Raw genomic sequence first — 16,904 nt, 5'->3', positions numbered from 1 at the left:
TGGGTATACTGACTGGCATCCTTAGAATCTAATAAATAATTGAAAAGCGCACGGGGGCTGTCTAAAATACCAAGCCCTAAAAATGCTTCATAAAAAATATAATTATCTTTAATAGGAAGAGAAAGATAATTATGATATTGAAATTTAATTTTGTCATCCTTGCTCATACGAAATTTTTGAGCAAATTTTTTAAAACCTCTGTTTAACTTAACCTTTGTGCCATCTTTGACGGTGGCTGTATATTCACTCATACCACACCTCGTAAATTATAGTAAAATCATAGTTAAATTTGTTACACTTAACATCAGTTAAATTATAGTATAAGGTTTATGGTTTTTCAAACAAAACCATAAGAAAAAAACGTAAAATTTATAATAAAACAAATTGCACAAAAAAAGTAGTAAAAACATTTTTTTGCCGAAAAAATAATTTAGATATTATTACCATAAAAACAGGTGGAACATTAAGAATATATAGTTAAAAAATTGTGCAATATGCCCTAAATTAAGGAAAAACTTTTTTACACTTGTGCACTAATTTACCAAAAATTATAATTAATAGTAGGAGAAAAGATTTCGGAGGTAAAATGATGAATAAATTCCTTAAAAAGGCATGCAGTCTGGCGTTGTGCGTTGCCATGATTGTAACAGTTTGTCCTAAGGGACAGATTTTCTATACTAATGTATCAGCAGCAGATACCATGGATGGAGAGCCATATAATATTTCATATGGAAGACCGGTATATGCCAGCTCACAGAACGGAAATGATTCCGCAGAAAATGCCGTGGATGGCAAGGATAGCACCAGATGGCAGGCTGCCGGTGATGATACAAATGAGTGGTTATATGTTGACTTGGGAAAAAAGGCAGATATCGACCATTTGTTTATACATTGGGAAGCCGCATATGCAAAGTCATATGAAATCCAGTTTTCAGATGATGAAGAAAACTGGACTACAGTATATACAAAGGGAAAAACAACTAAACCAGGAGAAACTACAGGGCTGAAAATTACATATTCAGTTCAAAAGGTTGAAAAGGGATATGCCACAGTTCAGGCAAACTGGGATTCTGTGGACGGAGCAATATATAAGGTTTGCGTTGACAGTGAAGAAAATATTGCCAAGGCGCCGGACGGATATAGTTTTACCGGTCATAATGTAAATCAGGGACAGATTGTTCTTTCCGCAGGAAAACATAAGCTTATGGTTTATGCTTTGGATAAAGAAACAAAGCAGGTTTTAGGAGAAGGAACAATAGAAGGGGAATTTACGGAGGAAGCTACAACAGTTGAGGAGACAACTAAAGAAGGCACAAACAAGTATGAAGACACAATTACCTTTGATGAGCTTTCAGCAGAACAGAAGCAGGCAAGATATGTAAGAATGGTAGTAAATGAAAGAGCCATGGAAGCCTATGGATGTTCAATGTATGAATTTCAGGTTTATGGAACTAACGGCGCAAGAAAACGTCCTTCAAATTATGGCAAAAACCTTGCTCTTAATAAGACAGTTACATGTTCAGGAATAAGAGATGAGTGGTGGATGAAGGATGAAGACGGAAATATAATGGAAAGTGCATATAATAATGTTAAGGCTGAAAATGCAGTAGACGGAAATACAGAAACATCATTTACATCTTATCAGGGTACAGATCAGTGGCTTACCGTTGATTTGGGACAGGCATATGCAATAGGAAGAGTTATTGTAAATTGGAATGCAGATGCAGGAAAAATATATGACGTTCTGGTATCTTCAGACGGAAAAGACTGGAAAACAGTTCACCGTGTTCAAAAGGGATACGCATATATGGTGGATAACTGTACTATGTATCAGCAAAATGTAAGATATGTAAAGGTATTAGGATATACAAAGGTAGAAAGCGGAAGTGGCTTTGGTATTTCAGAGTTGTCAGTGTATGAATATGTAGAAGGTGACAGCAAGACAAATGAAACAATTACAGAACTTCCAAAACAGGAAATTTTAAAAAGTGCATCAGGCAAGGGAACTTATGTAACGGGAGAAATGTACAATGAAAAGAACAAGCTCCCTACATTTGTTAATGAAGACAATATTAAAACACCTATAGATTCTAACAGCTGGTGGTCATCTGCCCTTGTTCAGAAGTACAGCAGTTTATTATGTTCAACACCTTTAAAAGCAAGTTTTTCAACTAAAGGTCTGGGAATTTTGCTGGCAACATCAGGATGGGTAGGAACAAGAACTGAAAATGATTTGGGAACAGATCAAAGTACAGAGACAGAAAGAGATTTCTATATTTCACCGGAGAATTTTGATACAGAAACAGGATATGACAGAGTAGAAAATTATGGAGATTATTCAGTTGAACTGGGACTTACAGATGAAGATGCAGTTCAGATGAAATCAACAATAGTAAAGGGTTCACCATATATTTTCAATGAATTTTGCAATAACACAGTTGCATTTATAAGTGGAAGCAGCATTCAGGAATTTTATGATGGAAATGGAAACACAATTCTTGGAAATAAAGGTGATACAATAACAACAGACCACATTGCTTTTAAGTCTTTTGATAAGGAAAATACAAAAGCAGGCAATGAAGGCTCATATTTTGAGGTAAACGTTCCGGCAGGCACAACATTTAAAGTAATGATTGGAAAATCAAATTATAAGGTTAAGGTTACTTTCCCATCAAAGGCTGAAAATTATATGTCTGTTGCCGCAATGACGGATTTAAAAAATATTGATGGATATTATAAGCATGGATATGCTTTTGTTACAGATACTACTGTAGATTATGAGTATAACCATGATAATTCAAAAATTACAACTATATATACTGCTTCAACTGATTTAAAGAGAGCAGGATTTTCCAATGAAACTATGCATTGCTTATTCCCGCATCAGTGGAAACACAGCACTGCAGCAGATTCACCGGTGGCTACATATACATCAATCAGAGGCAATATGAAGTCAATCTGGGCTAATACATATAGTACAACCCAGCAGTTTTCAGGCTTGCTTCCAACTTTTGCAAAGCCTGACAGTGACATGATGGATACAGAGGAAATGATTGACTACTTAAATCAGGTAGTTGCGTCTAAGGTAAATACCGCTCCTGTATCAGATGCATATTGGGAAGGAAAAAATGTACATCCGTTGGCAATTAGTGCAATAATGGCAGACCAGTTAGGTGAAACGGAAATTAAGGAAAAGTTACTGGCTAAATTAAAGAGCATTATGGTTGACTGGTTTAACTATGACGGGCCGGATGACAGATGCTACCTTATATATAATAAGGATTGGGGAACAATTTACTATCCTGACAGTGCTTACGGCGCAAACGCCGCAATATGTGATCACCATTTCACATACGGATATTTTATGTTTGGTGCCGCAGTTTTGGCTACCTACGATAAAGAGTTCTTAAATGATTACAGAGACATGATTGAACTTTTGGTAAGAGATTATGCTGATCCAAAAGACCCGGAAGATGACGGAAACATGTTCTGCAAGTTCAGGGCTTTTGATCAGTATTCAGGACATTCATGGGCAGGAGGATATGGAGACAGCGATTCAGGTAACAACCAGGAATCAGCTTCAGAAGCATTGTTTAGCTGGGTTGGAATGTACCTTTGGGGCGAGGCAACTCAGAATAAAACATACATAGATGCAGGTGCTTATGGATTTACTACTGAAATGGATGCAATTGAGCAATACTGGTTTGATTATGACGAAGATAACTGGTTGCCGGATTATCCTTTCCAGGCAGCAGGTCAGATATATGGTGCATCAATGGGATATGGTACATATTTTGGAGGACAGCCGGTATATGTATACGGTATCCAGTGGCTTCCTGTTTCAGAGTACCTTACAAACTATGGCATGAATCAGACAAAATGTGCAAATATCTATAAAGGTTTGGAAGATGATACTGCATACGCAATCAGTATAGAAAAGAGACTGGGAAATATAACAGATGATGATGAGTATGCAACACCGGACAATGGATGGCAGCATATTACATGGCCGTATCTTTCACAGACAGATGCAAAGCGTGCCTATGACAAATTTGAGGCAAATGTTTCAAAGGTTCAGGTAGAAGACAGGGCAAATACATTATGGTTTATTTCAGCAATGGATTCTATCGGTCACAGAACAAATGACTACATGGTAGTTGGAAATATTCAGGGTTCCGTATATGTTAAAGACAGGGTGTACACAGCAGAGGTTTGGAATCCTACATCAGTTACCCAGACAGTTGCCGTAAAGAAGGCTGACGGAACAAAGGTGGGAACAGCCACTGTAGGTTCAAAGGCTACTGTAGCATTTGAAATTAACACAAAAGAGGAATTTGCTATTTCTCAGGTAAGTACACCGGTAATTAAGGCAACAGCAATTGCTGATGGAAAAGTGACTGACAATATAACAGGAACAAAGAACTTTGACGATACACAGTTTGTTGAACTTTCATCAGATGAAGGAACAGAGATTTATTACACAACAGATGGAACAGTTCCAACTACAGCTTCTAACCGGTACAATGGAAAAATTTTGGTATCAAGTGACACTGTACTGAAAGCCATTGCAGTTAAAAGCGGTTCAATAGATTCTGCTTATGCATCAGCAGCAATAAAAATCAACGGAGATACAGTACAAAGTAGCAATAATCTTGCATTGAGAAAGACGGCTACTGCATCATCAGAGGATGGTGCGGCAAAGGCAGAACTGGCAGTTGACGGAGATGGAAGCACAAGATGGCAGGCACAGTCAGCAGATGATGAATATTTACAGGTAGACTTGGGAAGTGTTCAGGCTGTTAATACAGTAAAAATTACATGGGAAACAGCTTATGCGGAAAAATATCAGATTCAGGTTTCTGTAGATGGAGAAAACTGGACTACAGTTGCAACAGAAAGCGGACAGGTGGGAGAAATCACATCAAGCTTTGCAGCAGTTAAGGCACAGTATGTAAGAATGCAGGGTGTTAAGAGAGGAACCCGGTACGGATACTCAATTTACGAGATGGAAGTATATGGAGCCTTAAAGGCTAATGCACCTATAGTTTCACCGGTTAGCGGAAAATATACAGGTGAACAGACTATTACAATGTCAACGGCAGTAAAGGGTGCCGAAGTTAAATATACATTAGACGGCTCAACACCAACAGAGGATTCAGCTACATATATTGAACCAATAAAGGTTAATAAGTCAACTATAGTTAAGGCAGTTACTTATAGAAAAGGAATGATTTTATCTGATGTAACAGAATCGGATATTATAATTGCGGGAACAATTTCAATTAATCCTTCATCAGTTAAAATTGCAATTGGAAGAGTAATGCAGTTAGCAGCATTAAGTGACGAAACAGTTACATGGAAAAGTGAAGATACAGGAATTGTTACTGTAAATGAAGAGGGAAAGATTACAGGTAAAAATCCGGGAACTACAAAGGTAACGGCAACTACACCAAGTGGAAAGGTGGCAGAATGTCAGATTACAGTTACGGAACCGGTACACATTACCTCTATCAGCATTCCGGAAACTTATACAATGAAGAAGAAAACTTCGGAAACATTAGAGCTTAAGATTAATCCGGCAGATACTACTGACGACACAACAGCTGTATGGAGCTCAAGCAATGAAAAAATTGCAACTGTAAGTAACGCAGGAACAGTTACAGCTAAAAATGAAGGTGAAGTTGATATTACAGTTAAGGTGGGAGAACATAAGGCAGTATGTCACGTAACTGTAGGGCCGGCAGCAACAAATCAGGAAATGGTATCAAGTACCAAGTACAATGTGGCACTTAATAAGAGTTTTGAAATAAGCCCGGGAGTAGCTGAAGGTGACGAAAACTGCGTTACAGATGGAAAGCTCACAACAGGTGGAACTCATTGTGCCATATCAAGTGGATGGGGATATTCAGGAGAAAGTTATATAACTATTGACTTAGGAGCTAAATATGACGCATCTACCATTGATGAAGTTTTGGTACAGTACAAAGACAATAATGATAATGATACTGTAGTTGGCAGAACATATAATATTCAGTATTCTGAAGATGGAGAGAACTTCAAAACTATTTATACTTCAAAGACAATTACTGCAAATGATTTAGACAGTGACAATTGCGTTGCTGCTGATGTTTCAGGTAACACCGGGGCAGTAAGATATGTTAAGGTATGTTATCCTACAACACCGACATATGGTATTCAGATATGTGAAGTTGCAGTTTTAAGCACGGAAAAGAATGCAAAATTATATGAAGATAATACCATTGTAGTAAGTGATGATATTGAAGTTTTAGGATATCAGATAAGTGATAAGGCATTTAACAAGGAAGGTGGTTTCAGGGTTCTTGCAGCAGTTGAACCGGAAATAAACGGTAAGAAAGTTACAGGCTAGGGATTTATATACGGTCTCGCAACCATAAATGACCAAAGTACAGGTGTTACAGATGATGATATGATTATTGATTCTTCAAGCAACAAAGTTATTCATTATCAGTCAACAGCTGAGGGTACTCTTCCAACCAATCTGGGAGGTTCAGCTACATGCACAAATTATGTAAGAACAATGTCCTTTGGTAACACAAATGCCACAGCCCTTACAGCAGGATATAAAATAAGGGCATATGCAATTCTTGAAGATGGAACTTATGTATATAGTACAATAAGTGAGTTTTCAATTTATGAAATTGCTGATTACATTTATCAGAATAAAAAGATGAATTCTCTTGAGGGATATAATTTTATTTACGATAAGATTTTATCAGTGGTAAATAAGGATTACAAAAAACTGGAATTTGAATGGAGTGAAATAGTAACTCTGGCACAGTAAAATAGAATATTGCCTACACAGGGCAACGGTATAAATAACAGGCTTTCTTGCTAATGACTGAGGTTGTTGGCAGGAGAGCCTGTTTTTCTGTGTCTGTTTTTTGTAAAAAATTACCACAGGATATAAAATGTATGGTAATATAGTGTAGAATAAAAAAGTTTTTATGTTGAAGAGGAATTGAAGAATGCAGGAAATTAGGGTTTTGGTTTGTGATGATGAAGAATTGATACATCAAAAAGTAGAAGAGTTAATTAAAACTTATGATAAAACAAATGAATATGTGTTTAAGGTTTTTCATTGCTATAATGGTGAGAAACTTATAAGTTTTAGTATTGAGTACGATGTGCTAATGCTGGATATCGACATGCCTGATAAAGATGGCATTGAAGCAGCACGGATACTATTGAAAAATGGCTATAATCCCCAAATAATAATGCTTAGCAGTAAACGAGAAAGGTTTAAAGATGCTTTTAAAATAGGAGCAAAAAGATTTGTTACAAAGCCTGTTGATGAAAAGGAATTTTATGAGGCACTAAGTGCTGTAATATATTCTTTGGCAGGAAGCGGGTTAATTGAAGTATGTCATAATGGCAAAAAGTGTACAATCCCCCAACGGAAAATAATGTATATAGACGCAAAAAAAGATTATTTAAAGATACACACTCTTAAATGTGATTTTGAAGTAAATGAATCATTAAAAAAGTTCATGGAAAAATTAGATAAAAGAATTTTCCTGCAGACACACAGAAGTAAAATTGTTAATTTATTATATGTTTTAGATATGGATAAAGAATGGCTATATTTAAATGGTGGGGAAAAGATACCTGTTTCACGAAGAAAATATAAAGAAGTACATCAAAAAATAATTGAATTTGATAAAAGTTGGGAAGGATAAAAATATGCAGTGGATTAATGTAGCAGCATGTCTGATAATAGTTGCGGAATATCTTTCTTTTTATTACGTGTTTTTGGGAAAAAGAGAGTTAAATAGAAACAAAAAGATTTATATATGTTTAGCAATTGGGGATATTATTGCAATGGTTATACAATGTATGTCTGAAAAATCCGGATTAATATTTTTATGCATAACGGCAATGGAGTCATTTATACATGTTATGCTAATCTATAAAATAAAATGGGGAGAGATGTTAAACACCTTTTTCTTCACGTTTCCATTGTTGTCAATTATTGAGAGTATATTTGGCTTTTTCATAGATTCATGCACAAAAATGAATGACGATCAAAGTGGTATTTTTTCTATTATACTTACTGTTATTTTAATATGGGGATTTTATGAAATTATTGGGAAAAAATTAGATAGAGAAGCCTTTATATTACCGAAAAAAATAAACGCATTGCTATCTATTGTAATGTTTACAATTGTTATAATGTTTGTATATTTTACATATATAATACAGGAAGCAGCAGACATACGGTACCCTCATGTCGCAATTGGATTAGCAATTGTAGGTGGAATTATTATTTTAACAATGGTGTTAATAATGATATATTCTATGAATGCCAAGCAAAAGTATTATAAGAGGTCTAAACATTTAAGTGAATATGGAGAATTGCAAAAAGAATATTTTGAAATGTTATTAAATAAGGAAGGGAAAACACGGCAGTTTAGGCATGATATTATGGCAGAATTAATGCAGATTAAATCTTATGTGGAGCGGAAGGAATATCAGGCACTAGATAAATACGTGGCAGAATCCTTACATGAATTAGATTTAATCAGCAATTATAATTATGATGTTGGAAATGAGGCAATAAATATATTGTTGAATCATTACTTAATTCCGGTCAAAGATAAGTGCATTATTAATGTTAAAGGTTATATTTCGGAAACAATTAATATTGAGGATAGAGATTTATGTATAATGGTATCAAATCTTTTGTCTAATGCGGTTGAGGCAATCAAGAAGATAAATAAAAATTGTGAGAAATTAATTAGTTTTAACATAAAAAGTGGAAAATATTACACATACATAATTGTTGAGAATACCTGTCTGCCTAAATGCAGTGGTCTTCAGACGGATAAACAAGATAGAAAAAATCATGGATTTGGAATAAAAAATATAAAAAAAACGGTTAAAAAATATAATGGAAATTTTCTATGCAAAGTAGAGGATAATCTGTTTTATTCAGAAATACAAATAAAAAATGACCGTTTGTCGAAAAAATAGACCGTTCGTCGAAAAGTTATGGAAAGGATAAAAGAAATAATATAGACTGTGGATGTGAAGAATAAAGAAAGAGAGGCTTTAAGATGAAGAGTTTAAACGGTAAGTTGAGGATAGAAAGTAGGATATTAATTGTTACTTTGGCAATTTTAATAACGATATCATCTCATTCTATAGTAAATATTGAAGCGGCAACAAGTTCAAAATCAAAGCCAAAACAATATGTGTATTTTAAGGACAAACACCATCTTGAGGGTGGAGTTGGAAAAAGTAAAAAGGATCAGAAACGTTATTGGATATCATCTGGTTTAAGTGGGTTTATGTATAACTGTGCTAAAGATGCAATGTTAAATTGGACAAACAACGCAAGCTATATTAATTTTTATATAACATCGAAAAGACCAGAAAGTGTTGTGGACATATATGGCTCATATGATGGAAAAGAATCGGGATATAACGCATATACAGTATTTAGAAAGAGTTGGTTTTCGAGTGTTGATCCTGATGAATCAAACTGGAAATATGGTCAGATATACTATAATTTAGATAATGGATTAGAGAAAAAAGATAGAAAAAAAATTATTGCGGTATATGCACATGAGATAGGGCATTGTTTTGGATTGGATGAAAATAATACAAATAAAAAGTCAATTATGTGCCAAGCAGCTTATGGGAGATCTGTAACAAGTGTACAATCGTGTGATTTTGAAGGCATAAAAAAATTGTATAAATAAGATGATTAGATGGGAGATAAGATAATATGAAACTTAAGCGAATGATAATGTTTGTGGTAGGAATTGTTATGTGTACATCATTTGTTTGTTATAATAATGAAAAGTTAATAAATAACAATGAAGGAAATATTGATGACAATGATTCTAAAGTCGAAGCAAACGATGAAAATATATTGGTAGAATTAGAATGTAAATGCGATATGGAAGAAATATACAATGATGTTCCCAAATTGTGTGATAGTGCTGATATTATAATTAAATGTAATGTTATTGGACAAGAAGCTTTTGTAAAAACTGGATCAAGTATTTACACGGACTATGAGGTGAAAATTGAGGAAATATACAAGGGAGATAACATGCCAGACGTGATTCATCTTGAATCTCTTGGGGGAACCATTACTTGCGCAGAATATTTAGAACAAGTGGATGCTAAAGATTCAATGATTGGGGAAAATGAGTTTAAACAAAAAGAGATAAATGAAAAAGTTATTGATATGAAAGTTAATGGTATTTCGTCTATGAAGACGGGGGAAACATATATTGTTTTTGCAACATATAATAAGAAATTAAAAAAATACAATCCAGTAGGATTATATCAGGGTATATTTGAAGAAGAATATGATGATAAATACATTCGTAATTTATCAGATAGTGATGTTGCTTCAGCTGGGGAGAAAGTTGTTTATGAATTAGAACAAGATGATATAGATAATTGCATTCAGGAATAAAATAAAACAAATGTTATGAAAGAGAGCGTATAAATGTTTAAAGTATTAAATAAAAAAATTATAGCAGTCATAATTATTATAATTTGTATTTTTTTAATAGGTGGAATATATTTACTCAATAACAAAAAATCAGATTATAAATTAAAAAGATCCACTGGAAGAGTTAGGGTTACATCGATAAAGGATAACGAAATTGGTAGGGGAATGAGTTATGATTTGCAGGCAGTATCTATATATGAAATTTTTAATGATTATGATACTGATATTGTAAGGGGAAAGGTAAAATCAATAGAACCAATAAGAATTAAGGTTGGTGAAAAGGAAGATTATAGGGCTATTGTCACTGTCACTGTTGACGATGTAATTAGAGGAGAAATAAAGAAGAATGAAATGATAAGTATTCTTGTTCCAATTAATTCGACAATTGCAACAATTTCCAGCAAACTTCAGGTTGGAGATGAAGGAATATTTATGCCTGTAAAGTACGATGATAAAGGAGAAAAATATTTTGTGCAAAGCGGATCAGATAAGCTGGTTTTAAAGGATATATCTGATTATGGATTGTTAAATGGTGTGTACTGGTTATTTATTGAAAAAAATAGGAAAGTAGTATTTGAAGAGGGCATATATAATAATTTGACAGATGTTAAAGATTTGTATAAAGTAAGTAATTATATAAAAGAACAGTTGGATGACAGGTAAAGATTTTGTTTTAAGAAATAGTGGAGATACAGGGATATGAAAAGGATAATACATAGATTGGTTACAATAATGTTATTGTTTACTATATTGGCTATATTTATGGTTTCATGTTCAAAAGAAGATAAGAGCCTTGAAGATGCACTTTTGAAAAAAAAGGAAAGTGACATAGTAAGGCTTGACAGTTTGACAGATTTCCAATGGAATAGTGTGTATTTTGTAAAACCGTATACGGAGAAGTCGGAAATAGAAAAGTATATTGGCATAAGTTCTGATGAAATATATGATAATATTTCAGATGAGGGAACGTTGTATATGATATTCACACTAGATGACAAAGTTGTATATCAGATATATGGAAATCCAAATAATTTAGGATTCGATTTTGATGTTGGAGAATATGATAAAATCAAAAATATTTCAAAAGAAAAAAGTGTCTTTAATGTCAAAAGAGATGGAAAATTAATTATATATAAATTATAAACATGATTTGTGACAGGTAGGTTCAATCTGTTATTATTTACAAAATGATAAAAAATCCCATTAAAAATTTCAAAAATATTAATGCAAGAAGGGAGATACATATGAAATTAGGTATTTTTTTATTGATTGTTGCAGCCATTATAGTAGGAATTGTTTGTTTAATTTTAAAACTTATAAAAAAATAATATAATTGTTGATATAATTATGTATAAAATAAAGCTTTAATGATTATGTTAGTCATAATCTGAAATAATGTATCCTGGAAGTAAATATTTAATATACTACCGGGACTTTTTTTGGTATACTAATAAGATAAGGGTCATTTTTCAATTATAATTTGACAATAAAACAAAATAATATATAATATATGCGAGTATTGCAGGTTATTATGGAGGTAACATGAAGGAATATATAGATAATTTTTGGCATTACAGATATTTGCTGAAAGAATTAGTAACAAAGGGTATTAAGTTAAAGTATAGAAGATCATATTTAGGATTGGTGTGGACATTGTTAGAGCCGTTGCTTACAACAATGGTGCTTACAGTTGTGTTCGGAAAGATATTAGGAAAAGGTGATGCAACATATCCTGTTTATATTTTGTGTGGACGTCTGGTATTTAGCTGTTTCTCCAGCACAAGTAAAATTGCCATGCGTTCCATAAGAGCTAATCAGGCGATGATTAAGAAGATATATGTACCTAAGTACCTGTATCCGTTGTCAGCTATTATATATAACTACATTTTGTTCTTACTGTCACTTATAGTGCTTGCAGCATTGTGTATAGTATTAAGAGTAAGAATGACATGGCACATAATCGAGATATTTATACCGCTAACCATATTACTTATTTTATGCGTTGCGGCGGGACTGATATTGTCTACAGTGTGTGTATTCTTTAGAGACTTAGAATACCTTTGGGAAGTAGTTATAATGCTTGTTATGTACTGTTCAGCTATTTTCTATTATGTAAATACACTTAATTCAGGTATTACTTTGGCATTACAGTTCAACCCGATATATTGTATTATTAGTAATTTCCGATGTATTTTAATGGAGCAGGGGTCTATATTTACAAGTGTAAGCTATGGATTCTCAAATCTGTTTATGATGATATATTCATTAATATTCAGTATTGTGGCACTGATAATTGGTATGTATGTATTTAAGAAGCATCAGGATGAATTCATCTTGCACATTTAGGAGGCGTTATGGAAAAGTATGTACTTGAAGTTAATAATGTCAGCATTCGTTTTAATTTAAGTAAAGAAAAAGTAGACAATTTAAAAGAATTAATATTTAAAAAAATAAAGGGCGAAAAGATTCGTTTTAACGAGTTTTGGGCTGTAAAAAATTTAAGTTTTAAACTTGAAAAAGGTGACAGATTAGGTATTCTGGGACTTAACGGTGCAGGAAAAAGTACCATATTAAAGATTATTGCCGGGGTGTACAAGCCGACTACCGGTGAAGTGGTAAGACGGGGACATATTGCCCCACTTCTTGAGTTAGGTGCAGGTTTTGATCCAAACTATACAGGAAGGGAAAACATTTTCTTATACGGTTCGGTACTTGGATTTTCACGTAAATTCCTAGAGGCTAAATATGATGAAATTCTGGAATTTTCAGAGCTTGGGGAGTTTATAGATGTACCTATTAAAAACTATTCATCAGGAATGAAGTCAAGACTTGGTTTTGCCATTGCAACAGTAGTTGAGCCGGACATTCTGATTCTCGACGAAGTTTTGTCGGTTGGTGATGCCAGATTTAGAAGAAAGTGCGAAAAGAAGATGCAGTCTATGTTTGACCATGGTGTTACGGTTCTTTTCGTTTCACATAACTTAGCACAGGTACAGAGAATATGTAATAAGGCTATTTTATTAGACCATGGAAACCTTATTGCAAAAGGAGAAATGAATGAAATGGCTGAGTTGTACAGAAAGAAGATAGAAGGATAGAATTATGAGATATACAACAAAGGGAACATGCTCAAGATTTATAGATTTTGATGTAGAGGATAATAAAGTAACTAATGTAAGGTTTACTATGGGATGCAACGGAAATACTCAGGGGGTTGCAGCATTAGTGGAAGGCATGGACATTAACGAAGTAATAAAAAGATTAAAAGGTATTGACTGCAATGGCAGGGGAACTTCATGCCCTGATCAGCTGGCAATTGCCTTGGAACAGTATTTGGAGCAGAAATAATGTTAGGAATTATTGGAGCTATGGATATTGAGGTGGATAGCCTCAAAAACGAAATGGAAAATCCCGCCATTAATATAATTGCAGGAATGGACTTTTATGAAGGTGTAATTGGCGGAAAAGATGTTGTAGTGGTAAAATGTGGAATCGGCAAGGTAAATGCAGCTATGTGTACCCAGATATTGGCAGACAGATACAATGTGGATGCCGTTATTAACACAGGTGTTGCAGGTTCCCTTAATAACGATATAGATATATGCGACATTGTTATATCAACTGTGGCACAGGAACATGATATGGACGTAACGGCGTTAGGCTATGAAAAGGGAATTATTCCGGATATGGATGTTTCTATATTTGAAGCAGACAGAAAGCTGGTGGAACTTACAAAAAAGAGTGCAAAGGAAGCAGGTCTTGATGTAAAGGTTTTTGAAGGTAAGGTTGTATCCGGCGACCAGTTTATAAGCACCCACGAAAAGAAGAAAAGCCTTAAGAACAGCTTTGGCGGTGACTGTGCTGAAATGGAGGGAGCTGCAATTGCTCATGTGGCAAGCCTGAATAACATTCCATTTCTTGTTATCAGAGCAATTTCTGACAAGGCAGATGGTGGCGCTCATATGGATTATCCCACATTTGAAAAGAAGGCAGCAGCTAATTCCATTTTGCTTTTAAATGAGATAATCAAAAACGTGTAGTATTGTGTACAGCGGCTTAGGACGGCTACGAATTTTTTAGAATAATTTGACGAACGATTACAAGTGCTTATGCCTCTGAAATGTGATATAGTAATTTTGGACGGGATGTCTTAAAACTATTTTATATTTGGGGGAATGAGCAATGTTAGAAGTTTACATAACTAAATTAGAAAAAGGGTTGGAGAGTGTGGCACCAACGGTAATGGATAAAGAGAACTTTCTGTTGATAATAGGAAGTCTTTTTTTATTAGGTGCTGTGACAAAATGGATAGTATGGCATCATTATGGGAAACTTATTAGAAGGGCAGAGAACATGCAGCATACTAAAAATGCAACTATTCGTCAGATTAAAAATAAGTATGGAGGTATCCGGCAGGTAAACGGAGAATTGCCTAATACTCTTTTGTTTGTAAAACACTATGTTAACAAAAGTAAACTATTCTATATACCAATTAGAAAAATCGATAATATTATCAGGTATTGTGTGGTTTTAATTATGGGATTTACAGCTATAGCCGGATGGTATTTATACAATAATTCGGCACAGAAAAATGTAGCATTTTCCTATGTACTGGCTGGAATTTTTGTGGCACTTAGTCTTGAAATGACAGACCGCATGGTTAATGTAGAGGATAGAAAGTCAGAGCTTGCATATTCTGTGGCGGATAATCTTGAAAACAGTGCCAGATATAAGGGCGTTGTCACTGAAAATACTGAGAATATATTGGATAATAATGATATAGATGTGGAATATAATAAAAATATGCCTGATAATCAAGAATTTTCACCATCTAAAATAGGTGAAAATGATAGTGAAGAGCAAATATTAAACCAAGTTATTGGAGAATTTTTACAATAATGTGCAGGATTTTTATAATTATTGGATTTAGTCTTGCTAAAAATGTTTTCTAAGCCTATAATTAAGGATGATTTTGGAGAAACAACGGAGGAAGAAATATGTCTAAAGTAACGCTTGATTGTTCAAAAGTTAAATCATTTATTGGGGATGACGAGTTGACAAGCATGAAGGATATTGCAGAAAATGCAAAGAAAGTATTAGTTGAAAAGACTGGAGCAGGTAATGACTTTCTTGGATGGATTGACTTGCCAATAGATTATGACAAGGAAGAATTCGAGAGAATTAAAAAGGCGGCACAGAAGATTCAGAGTGATTCAGAAGTTCTTATTGTAATAGGAATTGGTGGCTCATATTTAGGCGCAAGAGCTGCTATTGAGTTTCTCAGACATGGTTTCTATAACAATGTCTCAAAGGAAATCAGAAAGACACCTGAGATTTACTATGCAGGAAACAGCATAAGCCCATCATACTTAAAGGCTTTACTTGATGTGGTAGGAGACAGGGATTTTTCTGTTAATATTATTTCAAAGTCAGGTACAACTACTGAACCGGCTATTGCTTTTAGGGTATTCAGAGAGAAGTTAGAGAAGAAATATGGCAAGGAAGGCGCAGCAAAGAGAATTTATGCTACAACTGATAAGTCAAAGGGAGCCTTAAAGGGACTTGCAACAGCAGAAGGTTATGAAAGCTTCGTAGTACCGGATGATGTTGGAGGACGTTTCTCAGTTCTTACAGCAGTAGGTCTTCTTCCTATAGCAGTAAGCGGAGCTGATATTGACCAGCTTATGGCAGGTGCAGCAAGCGGAAGAGAGAGAGCATTAAATAGCAAATTTGAAGATAATGATGCCATGAAATATGCGGCAATCAGAAATATATTATTAAGAAAAGGTAAGTCAGTAGAGATTGTTGCTAACTACGAACCAAGCCTTCATTATGTAGGTGAATGGTGGAAGCAGCTTTACGGTGAAAGCGAAGGAAAGGACAACAAGGGTATTTTCCCGGCAGCAGTTGACCTTACAACAGACCTTCATTCTATGGGACAGTTTATTCAGGATGGCTCAAGAATAATGTTTGAGACAGTTATCAACGTTGAAGAAACTGACGCAAAGATTGAAATAAGTAAAGAAGCAGAGGATTTAGACGGGCTTAACTATTTAGCAGGAAAGGATATGGACTTTGTTAATAAGAGTGCCATGAATGGAACAATTCTTGCCCACACAGATGGAAATGTACCAAATATTATAGTAAACGTACCAAAGCAGAATGAGTTTTATCTTGGTGAGTTATTCTATATGTTTGAATTTGCATGTGGTGTAAGTGGTTACATTTTAGGAGTAAATCCTTTCAACCAGCCTGGTGTAGAAAGCTACAAGAAGAACATGTTTGCACTTCTTGGTAAGCCGGGATTTGAAGATTTAACAGCACAGTTGTTAAAGCGTCTATAATAAAAACTTAGATGTGATATATATAAATAAATGAGGCTTCCCTTCAGATG

Annotated in this window: 15 protein-coding genes; 14 read left to right on the top strand and 1 reads right to left on the bottom strand. The window is 34.3% G+C overall.

The features are described from left to right. A partial coding sequence (locus Q5O73_RS06420; protein ID WP_302669295.1) for a hypothetical protein occupies positions 1 to 251 on the bottom strand: 251 nt, incomplete at its 3' end. A gap of 335 nt (positions 252 to 586) precedes the next feature. On the opposite strand from Q5O73_RS06420, the gene Q5O73_RS06415 reads away from it, so the two are divergent. The 14 genes from Q5O73_RS06415 (at position 587) to Q5O73_RS06350 (ending at position 16,854) form a co-directional block, all read left to right on the top strand. Further along, a complete protein-coding gene (locus tag Q5O73_RS06415) occupies positions 587 to 6,388 on the top strand; it encodes a discoidin domain-containing protein (RefSeq protein ID WP_302669294.1) in 5,802 nt (1,933 codons plus the stop codon). A gap of 60 nt (positions 6,389 to 6,448) precedes the next feature. Next, a complete protein-coding gene (locus Q5O73_RS06410) occupies positions 6,449 to 6,823 on the top strand; it encodes a hypothetical protein (protein WP_302669293.1) in 375 nt (124 codons plus the stop codon). 184 nt (positions 6,824 to 7,007) lie between these two features. Next, positions 7,008 to 7,718, top strand: coding sequence for a LytTR family DNA-binding domain-containing protein (locus Q5O73_RS06405; RefSeq protein WP_302669292.1), 711 nt, complete (start codon positions 7,008 to 7,010; stop codon positions 7,716 to 7,718). 4 nt (positions 7,719 to 7,722) lie between these two features. After that, positions 7,723 to 9,012, top strand: coding sequence for a GHKL domain-containing protein (locus Q5O73_RS06400; RefSeq protein ID WP_302629419.1), 1,290 nt, complete (start codon positions 7,723 to 7,725; stop codon positions 9,010 to 9,012). An 83-nt stretch (positions 9,013 to 9,095) separates the two neighbouring features. Next, entirely contained in the window at positions 9,096 to 9,743 is a 648-nt protein-coding gene (locus tag Q5O73_RS06395; RefSeq protein ID WP_186840708.1) for a matrixin family metalloprotease, read from the top strand. Positions 9,744 to 9,769: 26 nt separating this feature from the next. After that, positions 9,770 to 10,471 (top strand): hypothetical protein, encoded by a 702-nt coding sequence (locus Q5O73_RS06390; RefSeq protein ID WP_186840707.1) that lies wholly within the window; start codon positions 9,770 to 9,772, stop codon positions 10,469 to 10,471. 33 nt (positions 10,472 to 10,504) lie between these two features. Continuing rightward, positions 10,505 to 11,173, top strand: a complete 669-nt coding sequence (locus tag Q5O73_RS06385) for a hypothetical protein (protein ID WP_186840706.1) — start codon at positions 10,505 to 10,507, stop codon at positions 11,171 to 11,173. 36 nt (positions 11,174 to 11,209) lie between these two features. After that, a complete protein-coding gene (locus tag Q5O73_RS06380; protein ID WP_186840705.1) occupies positions 11,210 to 11,653 on the top strand; it encodes a hypothetical protein in 444 nt (147 codons plus the stop codon). Between the two features lie 399 nt (positions 11,654 to 12,052). Next, entirely contained in the window at positions 12,053 to 12,856 is an 804-nt protein-coding gene (locus Q5O73_RS06375; protein ID WP_021952404.1) for an ABC transporter permease, read from the top strand. 8 nt (positions 12,857 to 12,864) lie between these two features. Next, on the top strand, positions 12,865 to 13,608 hold the full coding sequence (locus tag Q5O73_RS06370) for an ABC transporter ATP-binding protein (RefSeq protein ID WP_021952403.1): 744 nt from the start codon (positions 12,865 to 12,867) through the stop codon (positions 13,606 to 13,608). 4 nt (positions 13,609 to 13,612) lie between these two features. Then, the gene (locus Q5O73_RS06365) at positions 13,613 to 13,858 is read left to right on the top strand and encodes a TIGR03905 family TSCPD domain-containing protein (protein ID WP_021952402.1); all 246 of its coding nucleotides are present in this window, start codon (positions 13,613 to 13,615) and stop codon (positions 13,856 to 13,858) included. After that, a complete protein-coding gene (locus Q5O73_RS06360) occupies positions 13,858 to 14,550 on the top strand; it encodes a 5'-methylthioadenosine/adenosylhomocysteine nucleosidase (protein WP_302624300.1) in 693 nt (230 codons plus the stop codon). Before Q5O73_RS06365 ends, Q5O73_RS06360 begins: the two co-directional genes overlap by 1 nt. Before the next feature lie 142 nt (positions 14,551 to 14,692). Beyond that, positions 14,693 to 15,409 carry a hypothetical protein gene (locus Q5O73_RS06355; RefSeq protein WP_302669291.1) on the top strand — a complete coding sequence of 239 codons (717 nt, stop codon included), beginning with the start codon at positions 14,693 to 14,695 and terminating at the stop codon, positions 15,407 to 15,409. A 98-nt stretch (positions 15,410 to 15,507) separates the two neighbouring features. Next, a complete protein-coding gene (locus tag Q5O73_RS06350; RefSeq protein ID WP_302669290.1) occupies positions 15,508 to 16,854 on the top strand; it encodes a glucose-6-phosphate isomerase in 1,347 nt (448 codons plus the stop codon). Positions 16,855 to 16,904: the final 50 nt, after the last annotated feature.

This window comes from Eubacterium sp. AF15-50 (assembly GCF_934835595.1).
In the GTDB taxonomy this organism is placed as follows: Bacteria; Bacillota; Clostridia; order Lachnospirales; family Lachnospiraceae; genus Eubacterium_G; species Eubacterium_G segne.
This window is presented reverse-complemented; position numbering and strand designations above follow the sequence as displayed.